Source organism: Rhodococcus sp. W8901 (assembly GCF_013348805.1).
Taxonomy (GTDB): domain Bacteria; phylum Actinomycetota; class Actinomycetes; order Mycobacteriales; family Mycobacteriaceae; genus Prescottella.
This window is the reverse complement of record NZ_CP054690.1, coordinates 504,108-529,529: the sequence shown is the minus strand read 5'-3', so window position 1 is coordinate 529,529 and position 25,422 is coordinate 504,108. Positions and strand designations below refer to the sequence as shown.

The 25,422-nt window shown below is 67.3% G+C and carries 23 protein-coding genes, 1 tRNA gene and 1 other RNA gene; 9 read left to right on the top strand and 16 right to left on the bottom strand.

Features of this window, described 5'->3' with window-relative positions; translation table 11 throughout:
- Positions 1 to 21 precede the first annotated feature (21 nt).
- On the bottom strand, positions 22 to 672 hold the full coding sequence (locus HUN07_RS26755) for a hypothetical protein (RefSeq protein WP_254622749.1): 651 nt from the start codon (positions 670 to 672) through the stop codon (positions 22 to 24).
- Between the two features lie 131 nt (positions 673 to 803).
- Between HUN07_RS26755 and HUN07_RS26750 the strand changes: the two genes are divergently transcribed.
- The gene (locus HUN07_RS26750; protein ID WP_254622748.1) at positions 804 to 1,328 is read left to right on the top strand and encodes a hypothetical protein; all 525 of its coding nucleotides are present in this window, start codon (positions 804 to 806) and stop codon (positions 1,326 to 1,328) included.
- Between the two features lie 168 nt (positions 1,329 to 1,496).
- Positions 1,497 to 2,123 (top strand): DUF5701 family protein, encoded by a 627-nt coding sequence (locus HUN07_RS02390; protein ID WP_174907701.1) that lies wholly within the window; start codon positions 1,497 to 1,499, stop codon positions 2,121 to 2,123.
- Between the two features lie 16 nt (positions 2,124 to 2,139).
- Here HUN07_RS02390 and HUN07_RS02385 read toward each other — a convergent pair whose 3' ends face one another.
- Together HUN07_RS02385 and HUN07_RS02380 are read right to left on the bottom strand one after the other, a co-directional pair.
- Entirely contained in the window at positions 2,140 to 3,261 is a 1,122-nt protein-coding gene (locus HUN07_RS02385; RefSeq protein WP_174907700.1) for an alpha/beta hydrolase, read from the bottom strand.
- 66 nt (positions 3,262 to 3,327) lie between these two features.
- Positions 3,328 to 3,945, bottom strand: a complete 618-nt coding sequence (locus HUN07_RS02380; RefSeq protein WP_174907699.1) for a TetR/AcrR family transcriptional regulator — start codon at positions 3,943 to 3,945, stop codon at positions 3,328 to 3,330.
- A gap of 145 nt (positions 3,946 to 4,090) precedes the next feature.
- Here HUN07_RS02380 and HUN07_RS02375 point away from each other — a divergent pair, with 145 nt between their 5' ends.
- Together HUN07_RS02375 and leuC are read left to right on the top strand one after the other, a co-directional pair.
- A complete protein-coding gene (locus HUN07_RS02375; protein WP_174907698.1) occupies positions 4,091 to 4,657 on the top strand; it encodes a VOC family protein in 567 nt (188 codons plus the stop codon).
- A gap of 18 nt (positions 4,658 to 4,675) precedes the next feature.
- Positions 4,676 to 6,076 (top strand): 3-isopropylmalate dehydratase large subunit, encoded by a 1,401-nt coding sequence (gene leuC, locus HUN07_RS02370; protein WP_217487173.1) that lies wholly within the window; start codon positions 4,676 to 4,678, stop codon positions 6,074 to 6,076.
- Positions 6,077 to 6,096: 20 nt separating this feature from the next.
- On the opposite strand, the gene HUN07_RS02365 is transcribed toward leuC, so the two are convergent.
- The 11 genes from HUN07_RS02365 to fes form a co-directional block, all read right to left on the bottom strand.
- Positions 6,097 to 7,029 carry a ketopantoate reductase family protein gene (locus tag HUN07_RS02365; RefSeq protein WP_174914357.1) on the bottom strand — a complete coding sequence of 311 codons (933 nt, stop codon included), beginning with the start codon at positions 7,027 to 7,029 and terminating at the stop codon, positions 6,097 to 6,099.
- 8 nt (positions 7,030 to 7,037) lie between these two features.
- On the bottom strand, positions 7,038 to 8,204 hold the full coding sequence (locus HUN07_RS02360; RefSeq protein WP_174907697.1) for an enolase C-terminal domain-like protein: 1,167 nt from the start codon (positions 8,202 to 8,204) through the stop codon (positions 7,038 to 7,040).
- Between the two features lie 19 nt (positions 8,205 to 8,223).
- On the bottom strand, positions 8,224 to 8,955 hold the full coding sequence (locus HUN07_RS02355; protein ID WP_174907696.1) for a GntR family transcriptional regulator: 732 nt from the start codon (positions 8,953 to 8,955) through the stop codon (positions 8,224 to 8,226).
- Between the two features lie 24 nt (positions 8,956 to 8,979).
- Complete coding sequence (locus tag HUN07_RS02350) at positions 8,980 to 10,503, bottom strand: AMP-binding protein (RefSeq protein WP_174907695.1); 1,524 nt, start codon at positions 10,501 to 10,503, stop codon at positions 8,980 to 8,982.
- Between the two features lie 64 nt (positions 10,504 to 10,567).
- On the bottom strand, positions 10,568 to 12,094 hold the full coding sequence (locus tag HUN07_RS02345; RefSeq protein WP_174907693.1) for a class I adenylate-forming enzyme family protein: 1,527 nt from the start codon (positions 12,092 to 12,094) through the stop codon (positions 10,568 to 10,570).
- Positions 12,094 to 13,125 (bottom strand): ABC transporter permease subunit, encoded by a 1,032-nt coding sequence (locus HUN07_RS02340; RefSeq protein WP_174907691.1) that lies wholly within the window; start codon positions 13,123 to 13,125, stop codon positions 12,094 to 12,096. Before HUN07_RS02340 ends, HUN07_RS02345 begins: the two co-directional genes overlap by 1 nt.
- 91 nt (positions 13,126 to 13,216) lie before the next feature.
- Complete coding sequence (locus tag HUN07_RS02335) at positions 13,217 to 14,107, bottom strand: branched-chain amino acid ABC transporter permease (protein WP_174907689.1); 891 nt, start codon at positions 14,105 to 14,107, stop codon at positions 13,217 to 13,219.
- Positions 14,100 to 14,912, bottom strand: coding sequence for an ABC transporter ATP-binding protein (locus tag HUN07_RS02330; RefSeq protein ID WP_174907687.1), 813 nt, complete (start codon positions 14,910 to 14,912; stop codon positions 14,100 to 14,102). The genes HUN07_RS02335 and HUN07_RS02330 overlap by 8 nt, the downstream gene beginning before the upstream one ends.
- Positions 14,905 to 15,678 carry an ABC transporter ATP-binding protein gene (locus tag HUN07_RS02325; protein WP_114721331.1) on the bottom strand — a complete coding sequence of 258 codons (774 nt, stop codon included), beginning with the start codon at positions 15,676 to 15,678 and terminating at the stop codon, positions 14,905 to 14,907. Before HUN07_RS02325 ends, HUN07_RS02330 begins: the two co-directional genes overlap by 8 nt.
- A 22-nt stretch (positions 15,679 to 15,700) precedes the next feature.
- A complete protein-coding gene (locus tag HUN07_RS02320) occupies positions 15,701 to 16,963 on the bottom strand; it encodes an ABC transporter substrate-binding protein (RefSeq protein WP_174907685.1) in 1,263 nt (420 codons plus the stop codon).
- 689 nt (positions 16,964 to 17,652) lie between these two features.
- Positions 17,653 to 18,810 (bottom strand): enterochelin esterase, encoded by a 1,158-nt coding sequence (gene fes, locus HUN07_RS02315; protein WP_174907683.1) that lies wholly within the window; start codon positions 18,808 to 18,810, stop codon positions 17,653 to 17,655.
- Between the two features lie 72 nt (positions 18,811 to 18,882).
- Here fes and fepB point away from each other — a divergent pair, with 72 nt between their 5' ends.
- Positions 18,883 to 19,914, top strand: a complete 1,032-nt coding sequence (gene fepB / locus HUN07_RS02310; RefSeq protein ID WP_174907681.1) for a Fe2+-enterobactin ABC transporter substrate-binding protein — start codon at positions 18,883 to 18,885, stop codon at positions 19,912 to 19,914.
- 67 nt (positions 19,915 to 19,981) lie between these two features.
- Here fepB and HUN07_RS02305 read toward each other — a convergent pair whose 3' ends face one another.
- Complete coding sequence (locus HUN07_RS02305) at positions 19,982 to 21,274, bottom strand: aminotransferase class I/II-fold pyridoxal phosphate-dependent enzyme (RefSeq protein WP_174907680.1); 1,293 nt, start codon at positions 21,272 to 21,274, stop codon at positions 19,982 to 19,984.
- A 41-nt stretch (positions 21,275 to 21,315) separates the two neighbouring features.
- An RNA gene (gene ffs, locus HUN07_RS02300) (signal recognition particle sRNA small type) lies at positions 21,316 to 21,410 on the bottom strand.
- Between the two features lie 96 nt (positions 21,411 to 21,506).
- Between ffs and HUN07_RS02295 the strand changes: the two genes are divergently transcribed.
- The 4 genes from HUN07_RS02295 (at position 21,507) to HUN07_RS02280 (ending at position 25,422) form a co-directional block, all read left to right on the top strand.
- Positions 21,507 to 21,594 (top strand) — tRNA-Ser (locus HUN07_RS02295).
- Positions 21,595 to 21,777: 183 nt separating this feature from the next.
- Positions 21,778 to 22,830, top strand: a complete 1,053-nt coding sequence (locus HUN07_RS02290) for an iron ABC transporter substrate-binding protein (protein WP_114721343.1) — start codon at positions 21,778 to 21,780, stop codon at positions 22,828 to 22,830.
- Positions 22,814 to 24,370, top strand: a complete 1,557-nt coding sequence (locus HUN07_RS02285) for an ABC transporter permease (RefSeq protein WP_174907678.1) — start codon at positions 22,814 to 22,816, stop codon at positions 24,368 to 24,370. The genes HUN07_RS02290 and HUN07_RS02285 overlap by 17 nt, the downstream gene beginning before the upstream one ends.
- Positions 24,367 to 25,422 carry an ABC transporter ATP-binding protein gene (locus HUN07_RS02280; RefSeq protein ID WP_114721347.1) on the top strand — a complete coding sequence of 352 codons (1,056 nt, stop codon included), beginning with the start codon at positions 24,367 to 24,369 and terminating at the stop codon, positions 25,420 to 25,422. The genes HUN07_RS02285 and HUN07_RS02280 overlap by 4 nt, the downstream gene beginning before the upstream one ends.

Below are 25,422 nucleotides of genomic sequence, written 5' to 3'. Positions count from 1 at the left end.
CATGCCGTCTGCCGGGACCGGTCAGGACGGGCGCCGCCAGAGGATCGCGATCGCGACGACACCGGCGGTGATCGCGATCGTCGCCGCCAGGGCCTCGATCCAGTGCCCGAACAGCGTCGGCTGGTCCACCGCCGGCACCGCGGCCAGCGCGGCGAACACCGCCACCACCGCGATGGCGCCGGCGGCGACCGACCAGGCCTGGGCGATCCGCGAGTGCCGGCTCCCGCGCCGTTCGGCACTGCGCAGCAACGCGCGCTCGATCACCCGGGTCGCCTCACCGAGTTCGGCATCGAGGGCCGTCATCTCCGCCGACAACCGTCGCACCAGCACCGTCCGCAACTGCGCGGGCGACATCCGGGGTAGTGACGCACCGTCGTGCCGCGCCTCGGTCGCCAGCAGGACGCGTTCCATGCGCCGCGCCTGCACCCCGGCGAGGTCGTCGAGCGCGGCCAGCAGTCGACCGTCCTCGAGCGCGTCGTGGTCACGCAGGTGGTCGAGCACCAGCCGGTAGTCCCCGGCGTGGCGGGCCCGGACGGCGACCCACGGCACGAGGGCGCGCACCATCTCGCCCACGCCGAACACGTCGTGGTCGTGGTCGCCGGCGGTCGCGTCGAGGTCGAACACGATCGCCCCGGCGTCCTCACGGACGGCGATGGCCGCACCCGCCCGCACCGGCGCTCCACCAGCGCGATCGACTCCCAACTCCACCCCGCCGCGTCGGTGCCGCGGCCGTCGACCCGCCGGCGGACCCGGTCACCGCCGTCGCCGGTCACCTCGATAGCCAGGGCCGCCGAGGCACGCTCGTGACCCGCACCGGCGACGAGGTCGGGCAGCCGAAGATTCGACAGGGCAGTATCGAGGTCGGCGCTATCGAGGTCCGGGAAGACGTCGCGCAGCCGGGCATCGACGGTGAGCCCGAACTGCGCGAGGAACCGCGCGAGGACCTGGTCGATCTCACCGGCACGCCAGTCGACGAGGTCCCCGCCCGGACCGGTCGCCAACGCCTCGCACGCGAGCACGGCACCGTGGCCGGGCACGATCCACAGCGACAGGCAGGTCGCCTCGGCGCCGACGTGGATCGCACCCGAATCCGTTGCGAGCACGACCTCCCGGCCGGTGCGGTCGAGCGTCACCCGCGCCGCGGACGGGTGCACCGGCAGCGTGCTTCCCGACTCGATGTTCGACGCGGGCAGGAACGGCGCGAACGCGCCTCGGCGGCCGGGATCGCGCACCGAGTCGGCCACCGAAATATCCTGGAGGCCAGGGATATTCAGTGCCAGAAGAAAGATGTCCAGGACCCCGGCCCGGGGCGACGATCCCGCCGGTGACCCGAGTCCGTCGACTGCAGCCGGAGCGGCCATCACACTCACCACTTTCGAACCCGCCGCGTCCGGCGCGGCGACCCTGGCCGGAGTATGGCAGCTTTCCCTGCCGATCGGGGAACCAATGCCGCCGCCCGCGCGTTGGACCATCCACTGCCGTCGAAAGGATGACCCATGTCCGATGCCCTCGCCGAATTCGACCGTCAACTCGACCAGCTCGTCCGACTCGGATATCCGGCCCTGGCCGGAAGGTCCGAATCCGCGTTCCGTGACGGGCTGGCCCCGCTGCGTGACGTCGTCGCCGCCCGCCCGGATGCCGATGTCGAGCGCGGCGAGGACCACATCCCGTTCGTGCTCGTCCCGACCGGGCTTCCCCGCGAGGAGACGATCGCCCGCGCGGCACTCGGCAAGCAGCAGGGATTCACCGTTCTCGAGGCCGGCGAGCTCACCACGTTCCGTCCGATCGAGGGCGTCGATGTCCCCGACGGTCCGGGCTACCTCCTGTTCGACATCGACACCGGCACCGAGTTCCTGAACGTCACGCCCCAGGACGCGCTCGTGAAGATCACCGGCGACGGCCGCGGCCCGCTGACCATCGACGAGGGCATCGCGCTCGTCACCGCGCGCCCCGACATGCTGCGGAAGAACAAGTGCTTCTCGCTGCTGGCGTCACGCTGCGGCGACAAGCGCGTGCCGGCGCTGTGGATCAGCGACCGCAAGCCGAAGCTGGGCTGGTGCTGGAATGGGAACCCACACACGTGGCTGGGATCGGCGCACGCCGGGGAGCGCGTCGGGCTCTGACGGTCGGGCGCAGCAGCTACTTCGACACTCCGAAACGCTTCTCGATCCAGGCCGCGGTCAGGTCGGCGAGCTCGTCACGAGCACCCGGGGTGAGGAAGTAGTGATCGGCGACGATCTCGTGAAATTCCTTGTCCTCCGCACCGATCAGGTCAAGGATCGCCGCTGCGTCGCTGGGGAACACACCCGTATCGGCCATGGCGTTCACCACCAGCGCGGGGACGGTGATGTTGGGTAGGTGCGCACGCGACCGAGTCTGGGAGTCCTCGAGGCTCCACAGTGACAGCCACGTCCGCAGTGTGCACGCCGAGGCGATGCCGAACACAGAGCGGTTGGCCCGCTCCGGAACGCCGGAGTAGCAGAGGTTCGGTTCGCGTTCGGTGGGCTCGATGGTGGGATCGACCATGCGCGGGTCGGCCCAGGTTCGGGCGACCGAGAACGGCCGGTCGTGGTAGCCGGCGGCAGTGAACCGCTCGAGCTCGTCCTTCACCCACCGGGTGATGCGGTGGTTGCGGGCGACCTGCGCGGCCCGGTAGCGCTCGACGAACTCGGCACTGTATGCCGGCCCGTTGTCCGGATTGAACAAGTCGAGGGACGCGTCGGTTGCCAGTGGGTCGCTCTCGTCGGTGACCGAACCATCCATCCACGCAGTGAGCACCTCGGGCCGACCCAGGTGGGCAGCGGTCGAGATGTAGGCGTCACCGGCCGGCAAGTCTTCGACACCGGACGCCAAGCGCATTCCGGGCAGCGGGGTCAACTTCGGTGCCACCGCCTGTGACTGATAGGCGGCCATGAGCGAACCGCCTCCGGAATTGCCGAGCAGTACGACGTTCTCCACGCCGGCCTGCTCCCGGAGCCAGCGGACACCCACCCCGATGTCGCTCAGGGCGTAGTCGAGGATGAAATGAGGCTCGTCGCCACGGAACCGGGTGTTCCAGCCGAGGAAGCCGATCCCCCGTTTCGCCAGGTAATCCGCCATGTAGTGCTCGGAGAAATCGATCTGGTAGTGCGTCGCGATCACCGCCGTCTTCGGGCGTGTGCCCGCCAGGTGGTGGTACAGACCCTGGCACGGGTGTCCGCCGGCGCCGAAGCGGGGCAGACCAAGGCTCGGCAGTCCGACAAACGTACGTTCGATAGCCACTGTGACTCCTTGTTTATAAATCTGAGTTCAGATTTAGTATCACGGGGTCGAGGCGCTGTCCATCCCTCACGGCCGCCAGTACACGGCGCGGTACCAGATCTCGGTCAGTGTCGCGATGCATGCCTCGTCGTCGACGTCGGCTGCGCGCCCGTTCGCGAGCTTCTCGTAGCTGAACATGTTCATCATCCCGACGATTGCCGTGGCGGTGAGGTGGGGATCGACGCCCGGGCAGTAACCCCGCTGCTGCGCGCGAGTGACCTCCTCCGTGATTCCGGCAATGGCCTCGGCACACAGCTCATCCCAGACCTGAGCAAAATCGTCGTTGACCATGGCGAGTTGGAAGACACCCACCATCTCCGCGAGCCACTCCCGGTAGGTCTCCCAGTGCGCCCGAGCGGACGCAGCCACACGCTCCCGCGGTTCGCGACCGGCCACCTGACGGCCGGCCTGTGCACGCGCGCGTGCCTCGTCCTGGAATCGACGGGCCCAGCGCTCGAGTAACGCCTCCTTGGAGTCGTAATAGTTGTAGAACGACGCCGGCGACCTCCCCGCCTCAGCGAGAATGTCGGCCACCCTCATCTTCAGGAAGCCCTTCTCCGCGATCACCTTTCGCGCAGCGGCATCGATCGCTTCCAGCGTCTCTCGACCCCGCCGCGTCGGTCGACCCTTCACCGGATCAGCCATGTGTGCACCCTTCCCTTGCAATCTTCAGATCGTCTGCCGCCTTTTCTACCCGACCTTCTTCGACCCGCCCCCCTCGCCGCGCTTCGACCGTTGATCAGATATGAACCTGATGTTAGAATCAGATACCACCTCGAAAGGAAGCCCTATGAGCACACCCAACTTCGAGATCCGCGGCTTCAACCACGTCGCGCTCGTCTGCTCGGACATGGAACGCACCGTGGACTTCTACAGCAACGTCCTCGGCCTCCCCCTGGTGAAGACCGTCGACCTCCCCGACGGCATCGGCCAGCACTTCTTCTTCGACGCCGGCAACGGCAACTCCCTCGCATTCTTCTGGTTCGCCGAGGCGCCCGACGGCGTGCCCGGCATCTCGGCCCCTGTCGAGAAGCCGGGCTTCGGTGAATGGACCAGCGCTGTCAGCTCGCTCAATCACATCGCCTTCGACGTCCCTCCGGAGAAGTTTCAGGACTACCGCCAAAGGCTCAAGGAGGCGGGCGTACGGGTCGGCCCGATCGTGAACCACGACGACAGTCCGTCCCAGGTGGCGACCGGGATGCACGATGGCGTGTACGTCCGCTCGTTCTACTTCCAGGACCCCGACGGCATCCTGCTCGAGTTCGCCTGCTGGATGCGCGAATTCGGCCCGGAGGACGTCACCCACACGCCCCGGACCGAAGCGGACCGCCGCAGGCCCGTCGCCGTCACCGACTGACGACTGCGACGACGGCCCGTGGCACCGCGCACCCTGTTCGCCAAGCTGTGGGACGAGCACGTCGTCGTCCGTGGCAGCAACGGCCCCGACCTGCTCTACGTCGACCTGCACCTGCTGCACGAGATGACCTCCCCCCAAGCCTTCGAAGGGCTCCGGGCGGCCGGCAGGCAGGTCCGCCGCCCGGACCTGACGATGGCGACCGAGGACCACAACGTGCCGACCACCGGGCCCGGTTCACCCGTCGCCGATCCACTGAGCCGGCTGCAACTCGAGCTGGTCCGCCGCAACTGCGCGGCCTTCGGGGTGCCGCACCACCCGATGGGCTCGTCCGGCAACGGCATCGTTCACGTCATCGGGCCCGAGCAGGGCCTGACTCAGCCCGGTCTGACGATCGTGTGCGGCGACTCGCACACCTCCACCCACGGCGCCTTCGGGGCGCTGGCTTTCGGGATCGGGACGAGCCAGGTGGAGCATGTCCTGGCGACGCAGACGCTCTGGATGGAGCGCCCGGAGGCGATGCAGGTGTGCATCGAGGGAGACCTCGCTCCGGGTGTGAGCGCCAAGGATCTCGCCCTGCACGTCGTACGCAGCCTCGGCCCCAACGGTGGCGCCGGGGCCGTCCTCGAGTACCGGGGCAGCACGGTCCGGTCGCTCGGCATGGAGCAGCGGATGACGCTGTGCAACATGACCATCGAATGCGGCGCACGCGGCGGCATGGTTGCGCCCGACGACGTGACCTTCGGCTACCTGCGTGGCCGCCGCCACGCGCCAGAGGGCGCCCGGTGGGACGAGGCGCTCGCGTACTGGCGGACCCTTCGCACCGACGACGGCGCCCTCTTCGACCGCACCAGAGTGCTGGCCGCCGCCGACGTCTCCCCGACCGCCACCTGGGGCACCATCCCCAGCCACTCGGTGTCGCTGGACGGCGTCGTCCCGTCCCCCGACGAATACGCCGATCCCGACGAGCGCGAGGTGGCGGTGCGGGCCCTCGCATACATGGACCTCGAGCCGGGAACCCCCGTGCGCGACATCGCAATCGACACGGTGTTCATCGGATCGTGCACCAACGGCAGGCTCGAGGACCTGCGCGCCGCGGCCCAGGTGCTGAGCGGGCGCACGGTGGCTCCCGGCGTCCGGGCCCTCGTGGTTCCGGGCTCGCAGGCCGTCGCGACCGCAGCCGAGGCCGAAGGGCTCGACCGGATCTTCACCCGGGCCGGGTTCCAGTGGCGCTCGGCCGGTTGCTCGATGTGCACCGCCATGAATCCGGATGCGCTGGGCCCCGGGCAACGTTCGGCGTCGACGACCAACCGGAACTTCGAGGGACGTCAGGGTGCTGGGGCACGGACCCACCTCGTGTCCCCCGTGGTGGCGGCGATGACAGCGGTACGCGGCCGGCTCAGCGGTCCCGGAGACCTCTGAGCCGGCCGCGCGGACCGGGATCAGCGGTTCGGGCGTCCCCCGAAGCCGGCCTCGCGGGTCCGCACGAGCGCGGTCAGCGTCGCATTGACCGGAGCAAGGCGGCCCACCTTGGCGGCCTCCCGGGGAACGGCACCGTTGATCACCGCGATCTCGCCGACCCTCCCCGCCTCGTGATCGAGTAACGCCGACGGCTTCGCCGCGGGCATCTGGGCCCCGAAGTCGCGCACGAACGCGACCGGATCGTCCACGTCGACGGCAATTCCGCGGGCCTTGGCGATCTCCCACGCCTCAGTCGCGGCCGCCCGGCTCACCGGGCCCATTTCCTCGTGGTCGAGGACTTCCCCCACCGTGAGTCCGGTCAGCGCGCACGGGGCGCTGTAGGCGACGTTGCAGATCAGCTTCTCCCACTGCATGGCGGCGATGTCGTCGACCGCGCGGGCATCGAAGCCGGCCGTTCGCCAGGCCTCGGCGACCCGGTCCACAGCACTGAACGCGAGATCGGCGTAGGCCCCGAAGCGCATCGCCCGCATCGCATTGTGGTGCACCCGGCCGGGGGCGACCAGTGACGCACCGAAACCGCTGGCGATGCCCACCGCGAGCCGGTCCGCCCCCACGTGCCGGGCGACCTCGTCGGCCGAGCCCAAGCCGTTCTGAATCGTGAGCACAACGGTGTCGGCGCCGATCAGCCCGCCGAGAGTGGCTGCAGCGCTGGAGACATCGGCGGCCTTCACCGCCAACACGACGAGGTCGACAACCTCGTGTGGGGTCGTCGGGAATGCACGGATCGATGCCACCCGCTCCCCGTCCGGACCCGAGATCTGCAGGCCCGAGGTTGCGATGGCATGGACGTGATCGGCCCAGGAGTCCACCACCAGCACGTCGTGGCCGGCGGCCGACAGCCGGCCTGCGTATACCGAGCCCATCGCGCCGCAACCCACCACAGCGATACGCAGTTGCACCGTCATGCCACCAACCCCGCAACCTTCTCTGCCAAGCCCACCTTCGCCTCCAGACCGAACCCGGGGTGGTCGGCGGGCCGTATGAGACCGTCGGCCAGGGAACAGTCGGCGCTGTAACCGCCGAACGGCTGAAACACACCCGGATAGGCCTCGCAGCCACCCAGACCCAGCCCGACGACGATGTGCAGATTCACCAGGTGCCCGCCGTGCGGCATCGCGGCGGTACGGTCGAAACCGTGCTGTTCCATGAGCGCGATCATCGCCGCGTACTCGGTCAGCCCGTAGCTCAGACCCGCATCCATCTGGAGGATGTCGCGGTCCGACCGCAATCCACCGAAGCGCAGGAGATTGCCGACGTCCTGTGTGGAGAAGAGGTTCTCGCCGGTCGCGATCACGCCGTCGTACGCCTCGCTGAGTTCGCCGTACAGGGCAAAGTCGAGCGGATCGACCGCCTCCTCGTACCAGCGCAGGCCGTACGGCGCGAGCGCCTCGGCGTATTCCAGGGCCTGCCTGCGGTCGAAGCGGCCGTTCGCGTCGACCGCCAGGTGCTGTCCGCTCCCGGTGACCTCGATGGCAGCTTCGATCCGGCGCAGGTCCTCGTCGAGCGGCAGACCGCCGATCTTGATCTTGACGGCCGGGTATCCGGCCGCGAGGTAACCCGCGATCTCGTTACGCAGTCGGCCCAGGTCGTCGACGTCCTGGTAGTAGCCACCGGCCGCATACACCGGCGCCCCCGCCGCCAGCGGCGTCCGCTCGTAGGCACGCGCGATTGTTCGGTACGCCGGTTCATCGTGGTACTTGGCGAGCAGGTCCCAGACCGCCAGCTCGATCGCGCTGGCGGCCGCCGCGCGGTCGCCGTGGCCGCCGGGCTTCTCGTCGGTGAGCGCGCACCGCAGGACCCGGGCGGGATCCAGCAGCCCGGTGTCGGGCGACAGGAGCGTGTCCGGGTCCGCCTCGAGCACCCGCGGGATCATCCGCTCACGCAGGATGCCGCCCTGGGAGTGCCGTCCGATCGAGTTGAAGGCGACACCCACCAACGGCCGCCCGTTGCGTACGGTGTCGGTGAAAACAGCGACAAGGGAGACCTTGTGCCGGTCGAAGCTGACTACCGCGTTCGAGATGGCCCCGACCAGCGGCACATCGATTTCGCGGATCTCGGTGATCCTCACTTTTCCTCCATGACTCTTCTCAACGCTGCCTCTGCATCGGCACGTTGAAATCGAAGCGATCGCCCGGGTGGATCGACACGGTCACCTGGGCCACTGCTCCCGAACTCTCGACATATCTGCGGGTGATTTCGAGGCACGGCGAACCGGCCTCGGCCTTCAGTTGCGCGGCAAGGCCCTTCGGCAGGGCGCACGCGCGAATACGTTGCTCGACACGATCGGTCAGCCGCCCGGTACACCGCTCCACGATCTCGTTGATCAGACCATCCGGACGCTCGAGGCGGTCCCCGACGATAGCGGCGACCTCGGGGTCGAGGTACACGTCGGTGTGGCACACCGGGAGTTCCTCACCCAACTCGCCGAGCCGCAGCATGCGGATCAGGGTCCACGCGTCGCCGGCGTGGCCGCCGATCCGGTCGGCGAGGGCCTGGTCGGCGACCACCTCGTCCCGGGACAACACCAGCCGCCGGGTCTCGACGGAGTACTGCACCAGGTCGTTCATGTTCGTAACGGTGCGCGTATATCCGCTGGTGGGCTGCGCCGACTCCACAAGCGTCCCGATCTTGCGCCGACGCGACACCATGCCCAGACGCTCCAGGGAATCCAACGCCGAGCGGACTGTGGCTCGTGACACCGCGTAGCTGTCGGCGAGATTCACCTCGGTCGGCAACTTCGATCCCACCGGGTAGGACCCGTCCTCGATCCGCTGGGACAGTGACCGCGCCACCTCCTCATACCGGGCAACCACAGTCATCCCCCTCCATCCCTCCGAAAACACTCATGCGATCCCTCGCCCGCGCCCCTCCCAGAATGGCCTGCGCAGCTCACGCTTGAGGAGCTTGCCGCTGGGGTTGCGCGGAAGTTCCGGCACCACGTCGACCGAGGTCGGACACTTGTAGTGCGCCAGACGCTCCCGGCAGTAGGCGATCAGCTCGTCCACGTCCGTGGCGGCACCGGACTGCACCACCACGGCCTTGACGGTCTCGCCCCAGCGCTCGTGCGGTACGCCGATGACGGCGGCGTCGCGCACGCCGGGATGGGACATGAGCACATTCTCCACTTCCACCGGATACACGTTCTCACCACCGGTGATGATCATGTCCTTGACCCGGTCGCAGAGGAACAGGTACCCGTCCTCGTCGAGGTAGCCCGCGTCACCGGTCCGGAACCAGCCGTCGGGGCGCAGCACCGCGGCCAGTTCGTCCGGCTGGTTGCGGTAGCCCGTCAGGAGCATCTCACTGCGCGTCCAGACCTCACCGGTGGTCCGCACCGGAGCGCGTTCCCCGGTGACGGGGTCGAAGACGCCCATCTCGACACCGGACACGGGCCGGCCGGCCGAAGCCAGCCGCTCACCTCCGCTGCGATGATCGTCGGCGTCGAGAGTGGTGATCGGCCCGCAGGTTTCGGTCATGCCGTAGCCCTGCATCAGGTCGCAGTCGAAGACCTCCTGCGCGACCGCTGCGACGGTGGGCGACATCGGCGACCCTCCGTAGATCAGGGTGCGCAACCCCTTGTACGTCGACTTCCGGGCGTCCTCGTGCCCGACCAACATCTGCACAACCGCCGGCACGGTCAGGGCGTGGTTGACCCGTCCACCAGCGAGGACGCGCAACACCAACTCCGGGCGGACTTCCAGGACGTGGTGCGAGCCGGCACCCAGCCCCAAACAGTAGAAGGTCCATCCCGTTCCGGAGATGTGGAAGTTCGGAGCCGGCACCATCACGACGTCCCCGGGGTGGATCTGCCACGGTGGACCGGAGGCGAGGTTGGCGGCTATGGCCCGGTTGGACAACTGCACGCCCTTCGGGCGGCCCGACGTTCCCGAGGTGTAGACAACGAGCGCGACGTCATCCGGATCCGATTGCGGCTCTACGGGATCCGCCGAACACTGCGCCAGCCACCGTTCGAAGTCCTGGGGCGGTGCGCCCGGGACGAGGAGCCGGGGACGGCCGTCCTCGGGCACCGGATGCCCCATCAGCGGCATGAATTCCGCCTCGACCACGATCGCATCCAGGCCCGCGTCCGCGACGATCTCTTGCATTTCCCGGTGACTCAGCCGCCAATTGAGCGGCACCGCAAAGGCTCTCGTCAGCGAGGCCGCGGCCAGCACCTCGCCCCAGGTCACGGCATTCTTGCCGGCGAATCCGACACCGCGCCCTCCGATGCCCTCTGGCCGCAGACCCGCGAAACCGGTGGCGAGCCGGCTGCTGCGCCGGTACCACTCGGCAAAGGTGCGTTCGGCCACGCCCTCGACGGCGATGCCGGGTGAGTTCGGTCGTTCCTGCGACCAGTATTGAAGCATCCGTCCGATCGAACGGTGGTGGTCCATGTGCACTCAGTCCTTTCGTGCTCCCGGCCAAGGCCGTTCAGGCGGGGCCGGCTACCAGACGCTCACGCAACTCGACCTTGCGCACCTTGCCCAGGGCGTTGCGCGGCAGCTCCGCAATGCGTTCGATCGAGGACGGGCACTTGAAACCGGCCAGCCGCTCCCGGCAGTGGCGGGCGAGCTCACCGTCATCCGGATCCACGCCCGGGGCGCAGACAACGAACGCCACCGGGGTCTCGCCCCACTTCGGATGGGGCCGTGCCACGACGGCGACCTCGACCACGGCGGGATGATCCAGCAGCGCGCGCTCGATCTCGGCGGGGTAGACGTTCTCGCCGCCGCTGATGATCATGTCCTTGGAGCGCCCGACGATATAGAGGAAACTGTCCTCGTCGAGCACCGCCATATCACCCGTTCGGTACCAGCCGTCGTCGGTGAAGGCCGCCCGCGTCTCCTCGGGATTATGCCAATACTCGCGGATGATGTTCTCACTGCGAACCCACAGCTCGCCGGGTTCGCCAACCGGCTGCGGGTTCCCGGAGAGACCTACAATGCGCGCCTCCCAGCCCTGCGAGATTCGGCCCGCGGAACCGAGTCGGGTGCTGCCGGGAACGTGATCCTCCGGTCGCAGGACGGTCAGGAATCCCTGAAGTTCTGTACTGCCGTAGATCTGCCGGAATCGTCGGCACACGACACGTACGGCCCGCTCCAGCAAATCGGAGTCGATCGGCGCGGCACCGTACTGCACCTCACGCAGGCTCGACAGGTCCTCCCCCTGTCGTGCTCCCTCCATCGCGTCGACGAGCATCTCGATGATGGTCGGGGCTGCGGTGAAGAACTGGATGCGGTCCCGCACGATCGTGTCGATGACGCGGTCGATCTGAACTCCGTCGTGAATGAAAAGCGTTCCCCCGGTGAGGAAGCACTGCATTGCCTGGGCGAAACCCGCGAGATGGAACAGCGGCATCATCACCAGGTGCCGGCCGCCCCGCTGCTGGTCGCCGATGTCGATCGCGAACCCCGCGAGCCCGCGGATGAGGGAGCCGTGGTCGAGCGGGATCACCTTGGGCAACCCGGTGGTGCCGCTGGTGTGCATGAGGAAGGCCACCTGATCGCTGCGCAACCGGTCCCGTGGGTACGGCGCGGGCGGACCGGCGACACTACCGGCTTCGGTCCAGCCGCCACCGCCCAGTCCGACTGCCACTCGCACGAGGTCGCCGCGGTGACCGACAACGGACCGGCACGCCTCGTCGGCGAAGATGCCGACGGGGTTGGTGATGTCGAGCAGCCGATCGATCTCGTGCGCGGTCATTCGCCAGTTGACGAGCAGCGGCAGTGCTCCGAGCCGAATGAGACCGAGTGTCTGGACGAGGAATTCGGCGCTGTTGTGGGCGAGTACCGCGACGACGTCGTCCGGCCGGACACCGAGGGCGTACCAACTCGCGGCGGTGTCCTCCACGCGATCCCGGAGGTCCCGATAGGTCAACTGCTCGCGGTCGTCGCTCACCGCGAGGGTGTCCGGATCGGACGTAGCACGCCAATCGAGAACGTGCAGCCACGTATACATCAGACGGTCTCCTTCTCCTGCTTCGGCGCAGGCGCCGGGTCCGGTTCGGGTTGGGGCACCGGGTCCTGCTTCGGCTCAGGCGCCGGGCGGGAGCGGCGTTGCGGCCCGACCATCCACCCCAGGACCCGGTCGAGCCCGCCGCGGGCGAACATGATGACGAGAATCAGTAGGCCGCAGTAGACGAAGACGCTCATCACGTTGGCGTCGATGCCACCCTGGCCCACCGGAACAAGGAACGGGATGTTGCCCGCGAACTGCCCGAGCAGTCGGGGCAGGGCCGTGACGAACACGGCACCGGCGATGGCACCGCGCAAGCTGCCGAGACCGCCGATGATGATGATCACCAAGTAATCAGTGGAAAGCGTGAACCCGAACGCCTGTGGGGTAATGAACTGAATGGTGACGGCGAGGAACACGCCGGCAATGCCCGCGTACACCGAGGCGACGAAGAAGGCCCCGGCCTTGTACCGGCCCACGTTGACCCCCATGGATGCGGCCGCCACTTCGCTCTCGCGCACCATGGACAGAGCCAACCCCGGCCTGGCCTGCACGATCCGACGGGCAGCAATATAGGTAACCACTACCAGGACGATTCCGAGCAGCCATAGTTTTTCCACTGCACCGAAGGGCACGCCCAATATGTGCCACGGCTCGCTGTCACCGAAGTTCAAGCCCAAGATATCGAATTCCGGTACCGCACGGCCGATATAGCCACCGCTGAATTGCTCGACCTCGTTGAGGAAGTGGACCCAGATGAACACCAACCCGATGGTGACGACCGCCAAGTAGAGTCCGGTCACCCGACTCGAGAGCGGGCTGAGCAGCAGGCCACCGATCCCCGCGGCAAGAACTGCCCCGACGGCAGCAACAACGGGTGGCAGACCCAGGCCCCATACATTCTCACCCGACGGGCTCGCCAGGATGACGTATCCATACGCTCCGATGCCGACAAAAACTGCATGGGCCAACGAAATCTGACCGGCGACGCCCACGAGCATCGTCAAGCCCATCGCAGCGATCGCTGCAGCCATGGCCAGACCGCCGACCTGCAACCAGAATTCAGTGACGAAGTACGGTGCGACAACCAGCGCTACCAGGAGTCCGGCTACGAGCAAACGACCTCTAGACACGGGCCACCTGCTTCGAACTGAACAGACCCTCGGACCTCACCAGCAAGACAACCAACAGCAGTATCCACGCGCTGATACCGGACAGGTTGTGCGCCCATCCGCCCAATGCGCTCTCGTAGGTCGCCGCAAACGCCTCCGTCAGGCCGAGCATCATACCACCGACCAGAGCGCCGCCGACCGATCCCAGACCACCGATCACTGCGGCTGGAAAAGCGCGAAATGCCGTGTCCGCCAGGGAAGATGAAACACCAGCGGCCGGGAAGGAAGCGAGGAACAATCCGGCGAGAACAGCCAGCGCACCACCGATCGCCCAGCTGGTCCAGGACACCCGCGACAAACGCACCCCCATCAGCTTGGCGACCTCTGCGTCCTGGCTGCCCACGCGCATCGCCAGGCCCCAGTTGGTGAATCGGAACAGGAGCAGAAACACGACGATGGCGGTTACCGCAACCCCGAGCGCAATGAGCCGCGACGCCGGCATGGTGATCATCCCGAATTCGACGATCCGGTCCCCGACCGGATCGTTGAGGGCCCACGACTCTGAACCGAGACGACGGCTGACTTCGGTGACGATCAGCAAGTTCACACCGAGAGTCAGGATCGTCAGCGTCACATGATCCTGAGTCCGGGACTGCCGAATGAAAACAACATCAATGATGATCGCTACCAAGGCACCCACCGCGAGTCCGGCCAGCACGCCCACCAGATAGCCATGCGATTCACTGACCAGCGCTGCCACGAAGACACCCGAGAGCAGGAACCCACCGTGGGCGAAATTGAGGATTCCGGTGGCCCGGTAAATGACCACGAATCCGAGGGCCATCACGGCATACAGTGCACCGAGTGACAGTCCCCCAGCCAAGGCATTCACAAAGTTATCCACGAGAAGTCCTCTCCAATTCGTAGGGCGTCGCGTCCGTACCGAGGTACGCCGCGATGACAGCAGGGTCCCGTTGCACGACGTCAGGTGCGCCGTCGGCAATCACCCTGCCGGACTGCAAGACCGTGACGTGGTCGGAGAGAGTGAGCACCAACTCCATGTCGTGCTCGACGAGGAGCACAGTGAGGCCGAAGCGGTCGCGGCACTCCCGGATCTGCTCACCCAAAGCACGTGATTCGGCGTCGTTCATGCCCGCAACCGGTTCGTCGAGCAACAGCAGCGACGGCTCCGCACACAGGGCGCGCGCGATCTCCACTTTCTTGCGGATGCCATACGGTAGTGGACCGACAGGCTGGTCGAGGTACTCCTCGATGCCCAGCGCCTCCGCCATTATCTGAACTACTCGCTCGTCCTCGGCTCGCTCACGGCGAGCCGACGGCAGAGCCAATGCCGCGGCGAGCATCCCAGTGCGGGTCCGATGGTGACGCCCGACCCGAAGAGTGTCCGCGACGGTGAGGTGCGGTGGGAGCACCAGGTTCTGGAAGGTACGAGCAATTTCGTGGGTGACGATCTCGTGTTGCGGCAGGGTATCGAGCCGCTCATCACCGAGACGGACCTCGCCCGACGCCAGCGGGTACAACGCGGTGAGAGCGTTGAAACACGTCGACTTCCCGGCTCCATTCGGACCGATCAATGCATGAATGGTACCGCGCTTGATAGCGAACGAAACATTGTCCAGTGCCAGGACACCGCCGAACCGAACCGTCAAGCCCTCGGCCGTGAGAAGATTCCCGTCTATTTCAGACATCGTGCCCTTCCCCTGTCATGGCCGACACGGCGGAACCGTGAGCGGCAGTCTTGCCGAGTGTGAGTTCGAGGAGCATGTCGGAGTCGATCAGTTCCGCCGCAGGCCCTTCGGCTGCCATGGTCCCGCCGTTCAGGACATACGCATGGTGTGCGACGGACAGAGCGAGCCTGGTGTTCTGTTCGACCAGAAGGACACTCGTCCCGTCCGCGTTCACATGCGTGATCGTCTCCATGATCTGCTGAGCGATGAGCGGCGCCAGACCCAACGACGGCTCATCCATGAGCAGTACCTTCGGCTCGCTCATCAGAGCCCGTCCGATCGCGAGCATCTGCTGCTCCCCGCCGGACAGCAAGCCGGCGGTTTGCCCCGACCTATCCACCAGGATCGGGAAGAGCTCGCGTACTCGGCGCAAGCTGGCCGCCACGCGGGACCGAGAGCGCACCGACAGTGCGCCGGCCATGAGATTCTCCTGGACGGTCAGTTGCGCGAAGATTCGACGTCCTTCCGGCACCTGGACGATGCCGTGCCGAACGATCTTGTCGGCCTTGCTCCGGTTGAGATCCAGACCCTCGCCACGTATGGTCCCGGCGACCACGTGTCCACCCTGGGCCCCTAGTAGTCCCGAGAGTGCCCGCAGGAGTGTAGTTTTGCCGGCACCGTTGTTTCCGATCAGCGCTACGATCTGCCCGTCATCGACGCGCAGATTCACGTCATGGAGAACCTTGGCGGTTCCGTAACTCACTGCAAGGGAATCGACTTCGATCATCGTGAGCCTCCCTGCCCTGCAATCACTTGGTATAGCCCTTGTCGGCCGCGTACTTGACCGCGGCGTCACTGGCTGCGGGGTCCTGCACAATTACTGTGCCACCCTTGGCATTCGGATCGGGCTTGATGATGAAGGAGGACAGCGAGGGAGCCTTGCCCGGAGTGGAGTAATCGAGATCGACAGCAAGCCCGGCGGTGGAGATGGCGCCCATCTTGCTCATCGCAGCAGTAATGCCCTTCGGGGTGAGATCCTTGTCCTTGCAGGCCTGGCTCAAGCCCTTTTCGAGCAACTGCGCCATCAAATAGCCGGAGGCGGCGGGCGACGTGGCGGGCCGGTCGCCGTACTTAGCCGTCCAGGCAGACAAGAGTTCTTGTACCGGTGCCGCATTCGAGCTGAACGGCGCGTTGTTGGATGTCAGGACGACGTGATCGGCAAGCGCATCGCGTGCCGGTCCTGCCAGGTCGCCACTGGACAGTAGATTCGTGGACTGAATGACCACGTCATACCCGCTGGCCTTCGCCACAGAAGCCGCCGAAACAGTTTGTGCAGCTGCGGTTCCCATAACAATCACCTTTGCACCCGCTTGCCGCAAGGTGTTGACCTGCGCGGTCGCGTCCGTCGCCGTGCTGTCGATCTTTGTGTTCTCCACCTTCAGGCCGAACTGCTCAGCCGCACCGGCGACACCGTTTGCAACCGCCGCTCCGATACCGTTCGGGTACGCGATGACACCGATCGTGTCGCCTTCCTTCAGGACCCCCTGCTCGACCAGGTAGGCCACGCCGTTCACGGCCTCCACGTCGTACGGCGAACCCGGCATGAATGCCTCATGCACGGCCAGCAGCACGGGGTCGAAAGAGCCGGCCATGACGCCCAGTCCGTCCTGAGCGAGCTTTGGCCCCAGAGTCACCGCATCCGTGCCAGGAGACAGATTCACGATCGCGGCGATGTCCGAACGCAGCGACGTGTACTGCGTCATGGTCTCCTGGGTGTTGTACTTGTTGTCGCGCGACTCGATCCGCAGCTGACGATCACACACGCCACCGTTCTTGTTGACCTTGTCGAACCACAACTGGATGCCGGCAACGCCATCTTGACCGAGGCCACCGATCGGACCGCTCAGCGGCACCAGCGATCCGACAGTGATCGCATCGGCGGTGACACCGATACCCGCCTTCAGGTCGCCACTTGCTGCCTGGCCGTCAGAGTCGGTCGCCTTCGAGGAGCAGCTGGCAATGGCGAGTGCGATCACGAGCGTTGGGCCTAGGACCTTGAGCTTGTTCTTCATTCGTTCTCCATGGCAGTTGGTACGGGTTGGATAGAGCGCGAGCGGGAGCCGGGTGCGCACGAAGGAGAAGCCGCAACCGGGGCCCAGACGGGGAAACGAAGGCCGAGGAGGACCGCACCGGCCACCGGAGCAGCGCGCCGACGATCAACAGCAACGACCCGCGGATCTCGGCGATCGACCCGATCAGCACCATCGGTCGACCCGGAGAGTGGCCCAAACGATCGAACACTGCTGCGGTGCTTGACAGTCCGACCCTGCCGAGCCATCCGAAGGACTTCCGGGCGGCATGTCCGATGATCGACAGACCCCGCAACGAGACGGAGCAGGGAGGGTCCGACGTCCGCCGGTCCACCGGCGTCCACCACGAGTGCCTGCACGACACGCCTCCCTGTCCTCGACATGTAAATCTAAACTCAGATTTAGATATAAGCGTGACTCGCATCACAAGTCAAGGTGCGGACCAAAGAATTCTTCGATTTCCTCGAAATCCGCAGGACAGACGTCGATTCCCGAGCACTCATCGCACGCAGATAGGTACGGACCAAACTCCCGACAGGCGCAACGGCCAGATCGGAGTCAGTCTGGAGACGCCGTCGCAGACGGCACCCGTAACGAGCGACCCAGCACCACCCGGGGGAGGAACGTCCCGGAGGTGCCTCGGCCAGCTCCCTCGCCAGACCCCGAGGAGCTCAGATGGCGCCGCCCAGCAGCGCCGCCACCCCCGCGACCAGCAGCTCGCGCCACTGAATGTAGTCGTGGCCGCCGCAGAACTCCCGGTAGTCCACCTCGAACCCCTTGGCCCGCAGCAGGTCCCGCACCTCTCGGTTTTCTTCGATCAGGCGGGGTTCGAGCACCCCAGCCGCCATCCAGAAACGTGACTTGCTCACGTCCAGATCCGCGAGCTGTGCCTGCACCGAGCGTCCCCGCATGTCGGGTCGCGGCCACCAGAACGATCCGGACAGGCTGATCGCCCCGCCGAAATCGTCGGGTGCGTGCAGCGTTGCGAACGTGGCCGCCAGGCCGCCGTAGCTCGAACCGCCGACCAGCACCGACTCCGGATCGCCCGTCGCCTGCCACCGCTCGCGCAGGTACGGCAGCACGTCGCCGGTGAGGGCATCGAGAAACTCGGTGCTGCAAGGAAGTTCCCTGGAGCGCAGTCCGGGCTCGATGCTGTCGATCATCACGACCAGCGGCACCCGGTAGCCGCGCTCAGCGAGTCGGTCGAGCGCGGGGGCGATGGGAATCTCGACGGCGGTCACCCGGCCGTCGAACAGCACCAGCACCGGACGGTCGCGATCCGCGATCCCCGCGGGTTCGTAGATCCAGATACTGCGGCGCACCCCCGCGAGGATCCGCGACGCCTCCGTCAGCACGCCACGCACCGGCGCATCGGACGCCCACCAGCGTTGCGTGGGGGCACCCGGCATCACCGCCTCCGAGCGCGCCGGCAGCCCCATCGACGAGACCGGCGGACGCGGGTTCTCCTCGTCCGTGACGAGTCCGGCGATCACGGCCCGCGACCACTCCCACTCCGTCTGCCCCTCGGCGGGACCGGTGATCGGCTCCACCCGGGGCAGGAATCCGTAGCCGCCCCGCCATCTCTCCGGAACCTCGAGTGACAGCGTCCACAGATCACTCCCCGGAACCCGTTGGAGCGCATTGCGTTCGGGCCGCCGCCGGTCGGTGATGCCGTTGGCCTCCAGATAGACGTGGCGAACCGGAGATCCTGCCGGCGCCCGCCACACGAACGTCGCGGTCACGAATCCGCGCGGCCCCGGATCGATCAACGGCCCGCCTTCGGCGCGCAGACGTCGCGCCAGGCCGTCGACCGACGTGACGTTCGACATAGGTACCCCTTACTTAGGTGATGCTGCCCTAAAAGTAGGGTCTCATCGTACCCACCCTCAGGAGGAACCCCCTTGTCCCCAACCACGCTTCACCTCCGATCCGTCGGCACCCGGATCGCGGTCGTTCTCGGCGCCCTCGCGATCGGCGTCACGACCGTCGCGTGCTCGTCCGACGACGAATCCGCAGACGCCGCTGCCGCCGCCACCGCCCAGTCCGGCGAGTGGCCGCGCACCGTCGAGACCGCCAAGGGCCCAGTCACGCTCGACGCCGAGCCGCAGCGCATCGTGTCCACGAGTGTCACGCTCACCGGATCGCTGCTGTCGCTCGACGCGCCGCTGATCGGCACCGCCGCGCAGCCCAAGAGCACCGTCACCAACGATCAGGGCCTGTTCACGCAATGGGCCGGCGTCGCCGCCGACCGCGACGTCGAGGTCCTCTACCAGGGCCAGCCGAACGTCGAGAAGATCACCGCGGCGGCCCCCGACCTCATCGTCGTCTCCACGAGCGGCGCCGACTCGGCCGCCCAGCAGGTCGACGTCCTGTCCAAGATCGCCCCGACCCTGCTGTTCGACTACTCCGACAAGTCGTGGCAGGAACTGACCACGCAGCTGGCCGCCGCGGTCGGCAAGGAGGACCGGGCGAAGGAACGGATCGCCGAGTTCGACGCCAAGGTGGACAAGGCGAAGAACACCATCGCTCCCGCGCTGCAGGCCGGCGCCGCGCCGGTGAACATTCTCACCTACAACAACCCCGAGGATTCGCGCATCTTCACGACCGAGTCGGCGCAGGGACGGCTCGCCACGCGCCTCGGCCTCACCCTGGCGACGCTGCCCACCGAGATCACCGGCGCCGGCGCGGAAGCAGGCCGATCCGACATCGTCGCCGTGAACGCCGAGAACCTGCCGCTCGCACTGACCGGCGCGACGACCTTCATCATCAACGCGCAGCAGCCGGGTGCGGACCGGATGAAGGCCGACCCGACACTCGCCGCCGTCCCGTCGGTGCAGCGCGATGCCGTGTACCCGCTGGACTACGACAGCTTCCGCCTGGACTACTACAGCGCGAACAACGTCGTCGACCGCATCGTCGCCGCACTCTCCTAGCCCCGCGAACCCCTGAACGGGAGTGGCCGGTCACCTCGAGGTGACCGGCCACTGTCGTGTTCGACGGTTACTGCTTGGTGAGCGCGTGCTCCGCGGCCGCGAGCAGGACGCAGGTCGCGACGCCGTCCATCGCCTTCGTGAGCTCGTCCATCGACGGGAAGCTCGGGGCGAGGCGGATGTTCTTGTCCTCGGGGTCCTGCTTGTACGGGAAGACGGAGCCGGCGGCGGTGAGCGCGATGCCGGCATCCTTCGCGAGCGCGATGACACGCTTCGCGGTGCCGTCGACCACGTCGAGGCTGATGAAGTAGCCGCCTTTGGGCTCGGTCCACGACGCAACCTTCGACGCGCCCAACCGATCGTCGAGGATCTCGAGAACCTTCGCGAACTTCGGGGCCAGGATCTCGCGGTGCTTGTCCATGTGCGCGCGGACGCCGTCGGCATCGCCGAAGAAGCGCAGGTGGCGCAGCTGGTTGATCTTGTCCGGGCCGATGCTCTTCTTACCCAGGTGCTGCTGGTACCAGGCCAGGTTGGCGTCGGAGCCGCCGAAGAAGCTCACACCCGCGCCGGCGAAGGTGATCTTCGACGTGGACGCGAACACGAGCGGACGGTTCGGGTTGCCGGCCCCTGCCGCCATGCCGAGGATGTCGAGCGCCGGGGCGCACTCCTCGACGAGCGGGTGCACGGCGTACGCATTGTCCCAGTAGATGCGGAAGTCGGGGGCCGCGGCCGGCATCGACGCGAGCGCGCGGGCCACATCCTCCGAGTACACGGCGCCGGTCGGGTTGGAGTACGTGGGAACGCACCAGATGCCCTTGATCTGCGGATCCGCAGCGACCAGTTCCGCGACCCGCGTCATGTCGGGGCCGTCGTCGCGCATCGGGATCGCGATCATCTCGATGCCGTACGACTCGGTGATCGCGAAGTGACGGTCGTAACCCGGTGCGGGGCACAGGAACTTGATCGCCGACTCCTGCGACCACGGCCGCGGGGAATCGGGGGTGCCGTGCAGCAGCGAGAACACGATCGTGTCGTGCATGATCTCGAGACTCGCGTTGTTGCCGGCCATGAGGTTCGCCGTCGGGATGCCGAGCAGTTCGCCGAAGATGGCGCGCAGTTCCGGCAGGCCCGTCAGGCCGCCGTAGTTGCGGCAGTCGGTGCCGTCGCTGTCGCGGAAGTCACCGTCACCCGGCAGGGAGAGTAGGCGCTCCGACAGGTCCAACTGCTCGGGTGCCGGCTTGCCGCGCGTGAGATCGAGCTTCAGCTTCTCTGCCTTGAGCTGCTCGTACTTCGCGTTCTGACGCTCGAGTTCGGCGCGAAGTTCATCATGGCTCATCAACCCGATTTGGGTTTGTACAGGCATGCGGGCGGCCTTTCACCGACACGACCGGTCGGGGACGGGAAGATAGGGGACCCCGCGCACCCGGCAGAGCCCGTTGACCCTTGCTGCCTTCCGGCCCTGGGGGAGTTCACAGGATGCGCGCCGCGCGGGATCCGTCTACGAGTGTAACCAGATCCACCGATCGCGCAGTGACGCACCCCTCCCTCGGGCCCCGTTTGGCATTCCGACCCCTCGAACCGGTATGCTCCCCAACGGAGGATTCGCCTAGTGGCCTATGGCGCTCGCCTGGAACGCGGGTTGGGTTAACGCCCTCAGGGGTTCAAATCCCCTATCCTCCGCCACGGGAAGCCCCCGGTGACTCAGTCACCGGGGGCTCTTCTCTTTCCTCACCTGCCGACGACAGGTCACATGCAGGGCCATAGGTCCCACCAGGCAGGCGGCGAGAGTGACCACCGCCACCTGCGGTGTATGTTGCTTAGCCATACCTCATCGGAGGCACCGGTGAGAGCGACGAGAGGTCCGACATGGCAAGAACCTGGAAGAGGATTGTGGGGGCGGCGTTCCTCGCGTCGGCACTGGTGGGGATCACCGCCTGCTCGAACGACTCCGACTCGGGCACCTCGAACCCCGCCGCCTCCGGCGCGCCGTCCGGTGAGATCACCGTCTACAACGCGCAGCACGAGTCGCTCACGCAGGAATGGGTCGACGGGTTCACCGCCGAGACCGGCGTCAAGGTCACGCTCCGCAACGGCTCGGATACCGAGCTCGCGAACCAGATTGTCGCCGAAGGCAAGGCGTCGCCGGCCGACGTCTTCCTCACCGAGAACTCGCCGGCGATGGCGCTCGTCGAGAACGCCGGGCAGTTCGCCGACGTCGACGCCGCGACGCTCGAGCAGGTTCCCACGCAGTTCCGGCCGTCCACCGGCAAGTGGACCGGCATCGCCGCTCGCTCGACGGTGTTCGTCTACAACAAGGACAAGCTGACCGCCGACCAGCTGCCGAAGTCGCTGCTCGACCTCCAGAACCCCGAGTGGAAGGGCCGCTGGGGCGCGTCGCCGTCCGGCGCCGACTTCCAGGCCATCGTCAGCGCGCTGCTCGAGCTCAAGGGCGAGGACGTCACCAAGCAGTGGCTGGCGGGCATGAAGGAGAACGCCGTCGTCTACAAGGGCAACAGCACGGTGATGAAGGCCGTCAACGCCGGCGAGATCGACGGCGGCATCATCTACCAGTACTACTGGTTCGGCGACCAGGCCAAGACCGGCGAGAACAGCAAGAACACCGAGCTGCACTACTTCAAGAACGAAGATCCGGGTGCCTTCGTCAGCATCTCGGGTGGCGGTGTGCTGCAGTCCAGCAAGAACGCGGAAGCGGCGCAGGCGTTCCTGAAGTACATCACCGGCAAGGCCGGCCAGGAGATCCTGCAGACCGGTACCTCGTTCGAGTACCCGGTGGGCAGCGGTGTCGCCGCCAACCCGAAGCTGGTGCCGCTCGCGGACCTGCAGGCACCCAACGTGGATCCGTCGAAGCTCAACAGCCAGAAGGTCACTCAGCTGATGACGGATGCCGGCCTTCTCTGACCGGCTCGGGGGGCGGGCACGGCCCCGCCCCCCGCTGGTTCTCGTTCTGATCGTGGCGGCCCTCGTGGCCGTCACGCTGATCCCCCTCGGTTACGTCGTCACCACCACCATCTCGACCGGGTGGGAGACTGCGTCCGCGCTGATCTTCCGCCCCCGCGTCGGCGAACTGCTGGTCAACACGGTCTCCCTCGTGGTCGTCACCATCCCGATCTGCGTCGCGCTCGGCGTCGGCGCGGCCTGGCTCGTCGAACGCACCACGGTGTTCGGATTCCGTTGGTGGGGACCGGTTCTCGCCGCCCCGCTGGCCGTCCCCGCCTTCGTCAACAGCTACGCGTGGGTGACGGTGATTCCCTCGCTGCACGGCCTGTGGTCGGGCGTCCTCGTCGCCACCCTCTCCTACTTCCCGCTGGTCGCGCTGCCCGTGGCCGCGACGCTGCGCCGACTCGACCCGGCGGTCGAGGAATCGGCCCGCGCGCTCGGGTCCAGCCCCTGGGCAGTGTTCTTCCGGGTGGTCGTGCCGCAGCTGCGGCTGCCCATGCTCGGCGGGGCACTGCTGATCGGCCTGCATCTGCTCGCCGAGTACGGCGCCTTCGCGATGCTGCGGTTCGACACCTTCACCACCGCGATCCTCGAGCAGTTCCAGTCCACGTTCAACGGTGTCGCCGGCAGCATGCTCGCCAGCGTGCTGGTGGTGTGCTGCCTGGTGCTGCTCGTCTCGGAGGCCGCGGCCCGCGGGTCCGCCCGGTACGCCCGCATCGGCTCCGGCGCGGCCCGGAGCGCACCACGGATCCGACTCCGGTGGAGCGCCGTGCCCGCGACGCTGGCGCTCGTCGCGCTGACGGTGCTGGCATTGGGCGTGCCGCTGTGGACCATCGTGCGCTGGCTGCGGATCGGCGGCAGCGAAGTGTGGCAGTCGGCGGCGCTGTGGCCGGCACTGACACAGACCCTCACGTTCGGCCTGGTCGGCGCGCTGGCCGCGACGGCGCTCGCGTTCCCCGTCGCGTGGCTGGCGATCCGCTGGCCCGGCGTGTTCAGCAAGATCGTCGAGGGCACCAACTACGTGACGAGTTCGCTACCGGGCATCGTGACCGCGCTGGCGCTGATCACCGTCACCATCCGGTACGCGAATCCGCTGTACCAGACCACGATCATGGTGATCGTCGCGTATGTGCTGATGTTCCTGCCGCGGTCGCTCGTGTCGCTGCGCGCCGGTCTCGCGCAGGTACCGGTGGGCCTGGAGGAGGCGTCGGCGGCGCTCGGCAGGCCGCCGTGGACGACGTTCCTGCGCGTGACGCTGCGGCTGACCGCGCCGTCCGCCGCGGTCGGGGCCGCGTTGGTGTTCATGGCGATCGCGACGGAACTGACCGCGACGCTGCTGCTGGCCCCCAACGGCACCCGCACGCTGTCGACCCGATTCTGGTCGCTCACCAGCGAGCTCGACTACGCGGCCGCGGCGCCGTACGCGCTGCTGATGATCGTCCTCGCGTTGCCGATGACCTACCTGTTGTTCAGTCAATCCCGGAAGGCGGCCGGCGCATGAGCGAGATCGTGATCGACCAGGTGTCGAAGTCGTTCGGACCGACGGACGTGCTGCGCGGTGTGAGCCTCGGCGTGGAGCACGGATCGATCACCGCGGTCGTGGGGTCGTCGGGCTGCGGCAAGACCACCCTGCTCCGGATCATCGCCGGATTCGAGCGCCCCGACGACGGGACGGTGTCGATCGCCGGTTCCGTTGTCGCCGGCCGCGACCAGATGGTGCCCGCGCACCGCCGACGCGTCGGATACGTCGCGCAGGACGGTGCGCTGTTCCCCCATCTCACGGTCGCCGGAAACATCGCGTACGGGCTCCCCGGCTCCCGGTTCGGGAGCCGCAGGGCATCCGACCGACGCGTCGCCGAACTGCTGGAGATGGTCTCGCTAGACGCGTCGTACGGGCGGCGGCGCCCCCACGAGCTGTCCGGTGGCCAGCAGCAGCGCGTCGCCCTGGCACGAGCGCTGGCCCGCGATCCGGAGGTGATGCTGCTCGACGAGCCGTTCAGCGCCCTCGACGCCGGACTGCGCGTGACGACCCGCAAATCGGTGGCGGCCACGCTCGGTGCGGCCGGCGTGACGACCCTGCTGGTCACCCACGACCAGGAAGAGGCACTGACGTTCGCCGGCCAGGTCGCGGTGATGCGTACCGGACGCTTCACGCAGGTGGGCACGCCCGAACAGCTCTACCACTCCCCCGTCGACGACTTCACCGCCCGGTTCCTGGGCGAGTGCGTGGTGCTGCCGGCGGATGTCGCCGACGGTGTCGCGTCGTGCGCCCTGGGCCGGATCCCGGTACGCGACACCGATATCCACGGCCCGGCACGGCTGATGCTGCGGCCCGAGCAGATCGTCGCGACGGAAGTCGCCGGGGATTCCGGCGGCGGGACGGGCACGGTGACCCGCACCGAGTTCCTCGGCGCACCGTCGATGCTCGACATCACGCTCGACTCCGGCGCCGAGATCCAGGTCCGTCAGGCGAGCACCCGCACACCGGATGTCGGCGCCCGGGTGACCGTCGAGGTGTTCGGCGCAGCCCAGGCTTTCCCGCCCGGCGAGTGA

Bases quoted from the DNA above. Each gene is read 5' to 3' on its own strand.
- HUN07_RS02390 (WP_174907701.1), top strand. From the start codon at position 1,497: ATGTCCGATGCCCTCGCCGAATTCGACCGTCAACTCGACCAGCTCGTC.
- HUN07_RS02380 (WP_174907699.1), bottom strand. From the start codon at position 3,945: ATGGCTGATCCGGTGAAGGGTCGACCGACGCGGCGGGGTCGAGAGACG.
- HUN07_RS02375 (WP_174907698.1), top strand. From the start codon at position 4,091: ATGAGCACACCCAACTTCGAGATCCGCGGCTTCAACCACGTCGCGCTC.
- HUN07_RS02355 (WP_174907696.1), bottom strand. From the start codon at position 8,955: ATGACTGTGGTTGCCCGGTATGAGGAGGTGGCGCGGTCACTGTCCCAG.
- HUN07_RS02350 (WP_174907695.1), bottom strand. From the start codon at position 10,503: ATGCTTCAATACTGGTCGCAGGAACGACCGAACTCACCCGGCATCGCC.
- HUN07_RS02345 (WP_174907693.1), bottom strand. From the start codon at position 12,094: ATGTATACGTGGCTGCACGTTCTCGATTGGCGTGCTACGTCCGATCCG.
- HUN07_RS02340 (WP_174907691.1), bottom strand. From the start codon at position 13,125: ATGGCTGCAGCGATCGCTGCGATGGGCTTGACGATGCTCGTGGGCGTC.
- HUN07_RS02330 (WP_174907687.1), bottom strand. From the start codon at position 14,912: ATGTCTGAAATAGACGGGAATCTTCTCACGGCCGAGGGCTTGACGGTT.
- HUN07_RS02325 (WP_114721331.1), bottom strand. From the start codon at position 15,678: ATGATCGAAGTCGATTCCCTTGCAGTGAGTTACGGAACCGCCAAGGTT.
- HUN07_RS02320 (WP_174907685.1), bottom strand. From the start codon at position 16,963: ATGAAGAACAAGCTCAAGGTCCTAGGCCCAACGCTCGTGATCGCACTC.
- fes (WP_174907683.1), bottom strand. From the start codon at position 18,810: ATGTCGAACGTCACGTCGGTCGACGGCCTGGCGCGACGTCTGCGCGCC.
- HUN07_RS02305 (WP_174907680.1), bottom strand. From the start codon at position 21,274: ATGCCTGTACAAACCCAAATCGGGTTGATGAGCCATGATGAACTTCGC.
- HUN07_RS02290 (WP_114721343.1), top strand. From the start codon at position 21,778: ATGGCAAGAACCTGGAAGAGGATTGTGGGGGCGGCGTTCCTCGCGTCG.
- HUN07_RS02285 (WP_174907678.1), top strand. From the start codon at position 22,814: ATGCCGGCCTTCTCTGACCGGCTCGGGGGGCGGGCACGGCCCCGCCCC.
- HUN07_RS02280 (WP_114721347.1), top strand. From the start codon at position 24,367: ATGAGCGAGATCGTGATCGACCAGGTGTCGAAGTCGTTCGGACCGACG.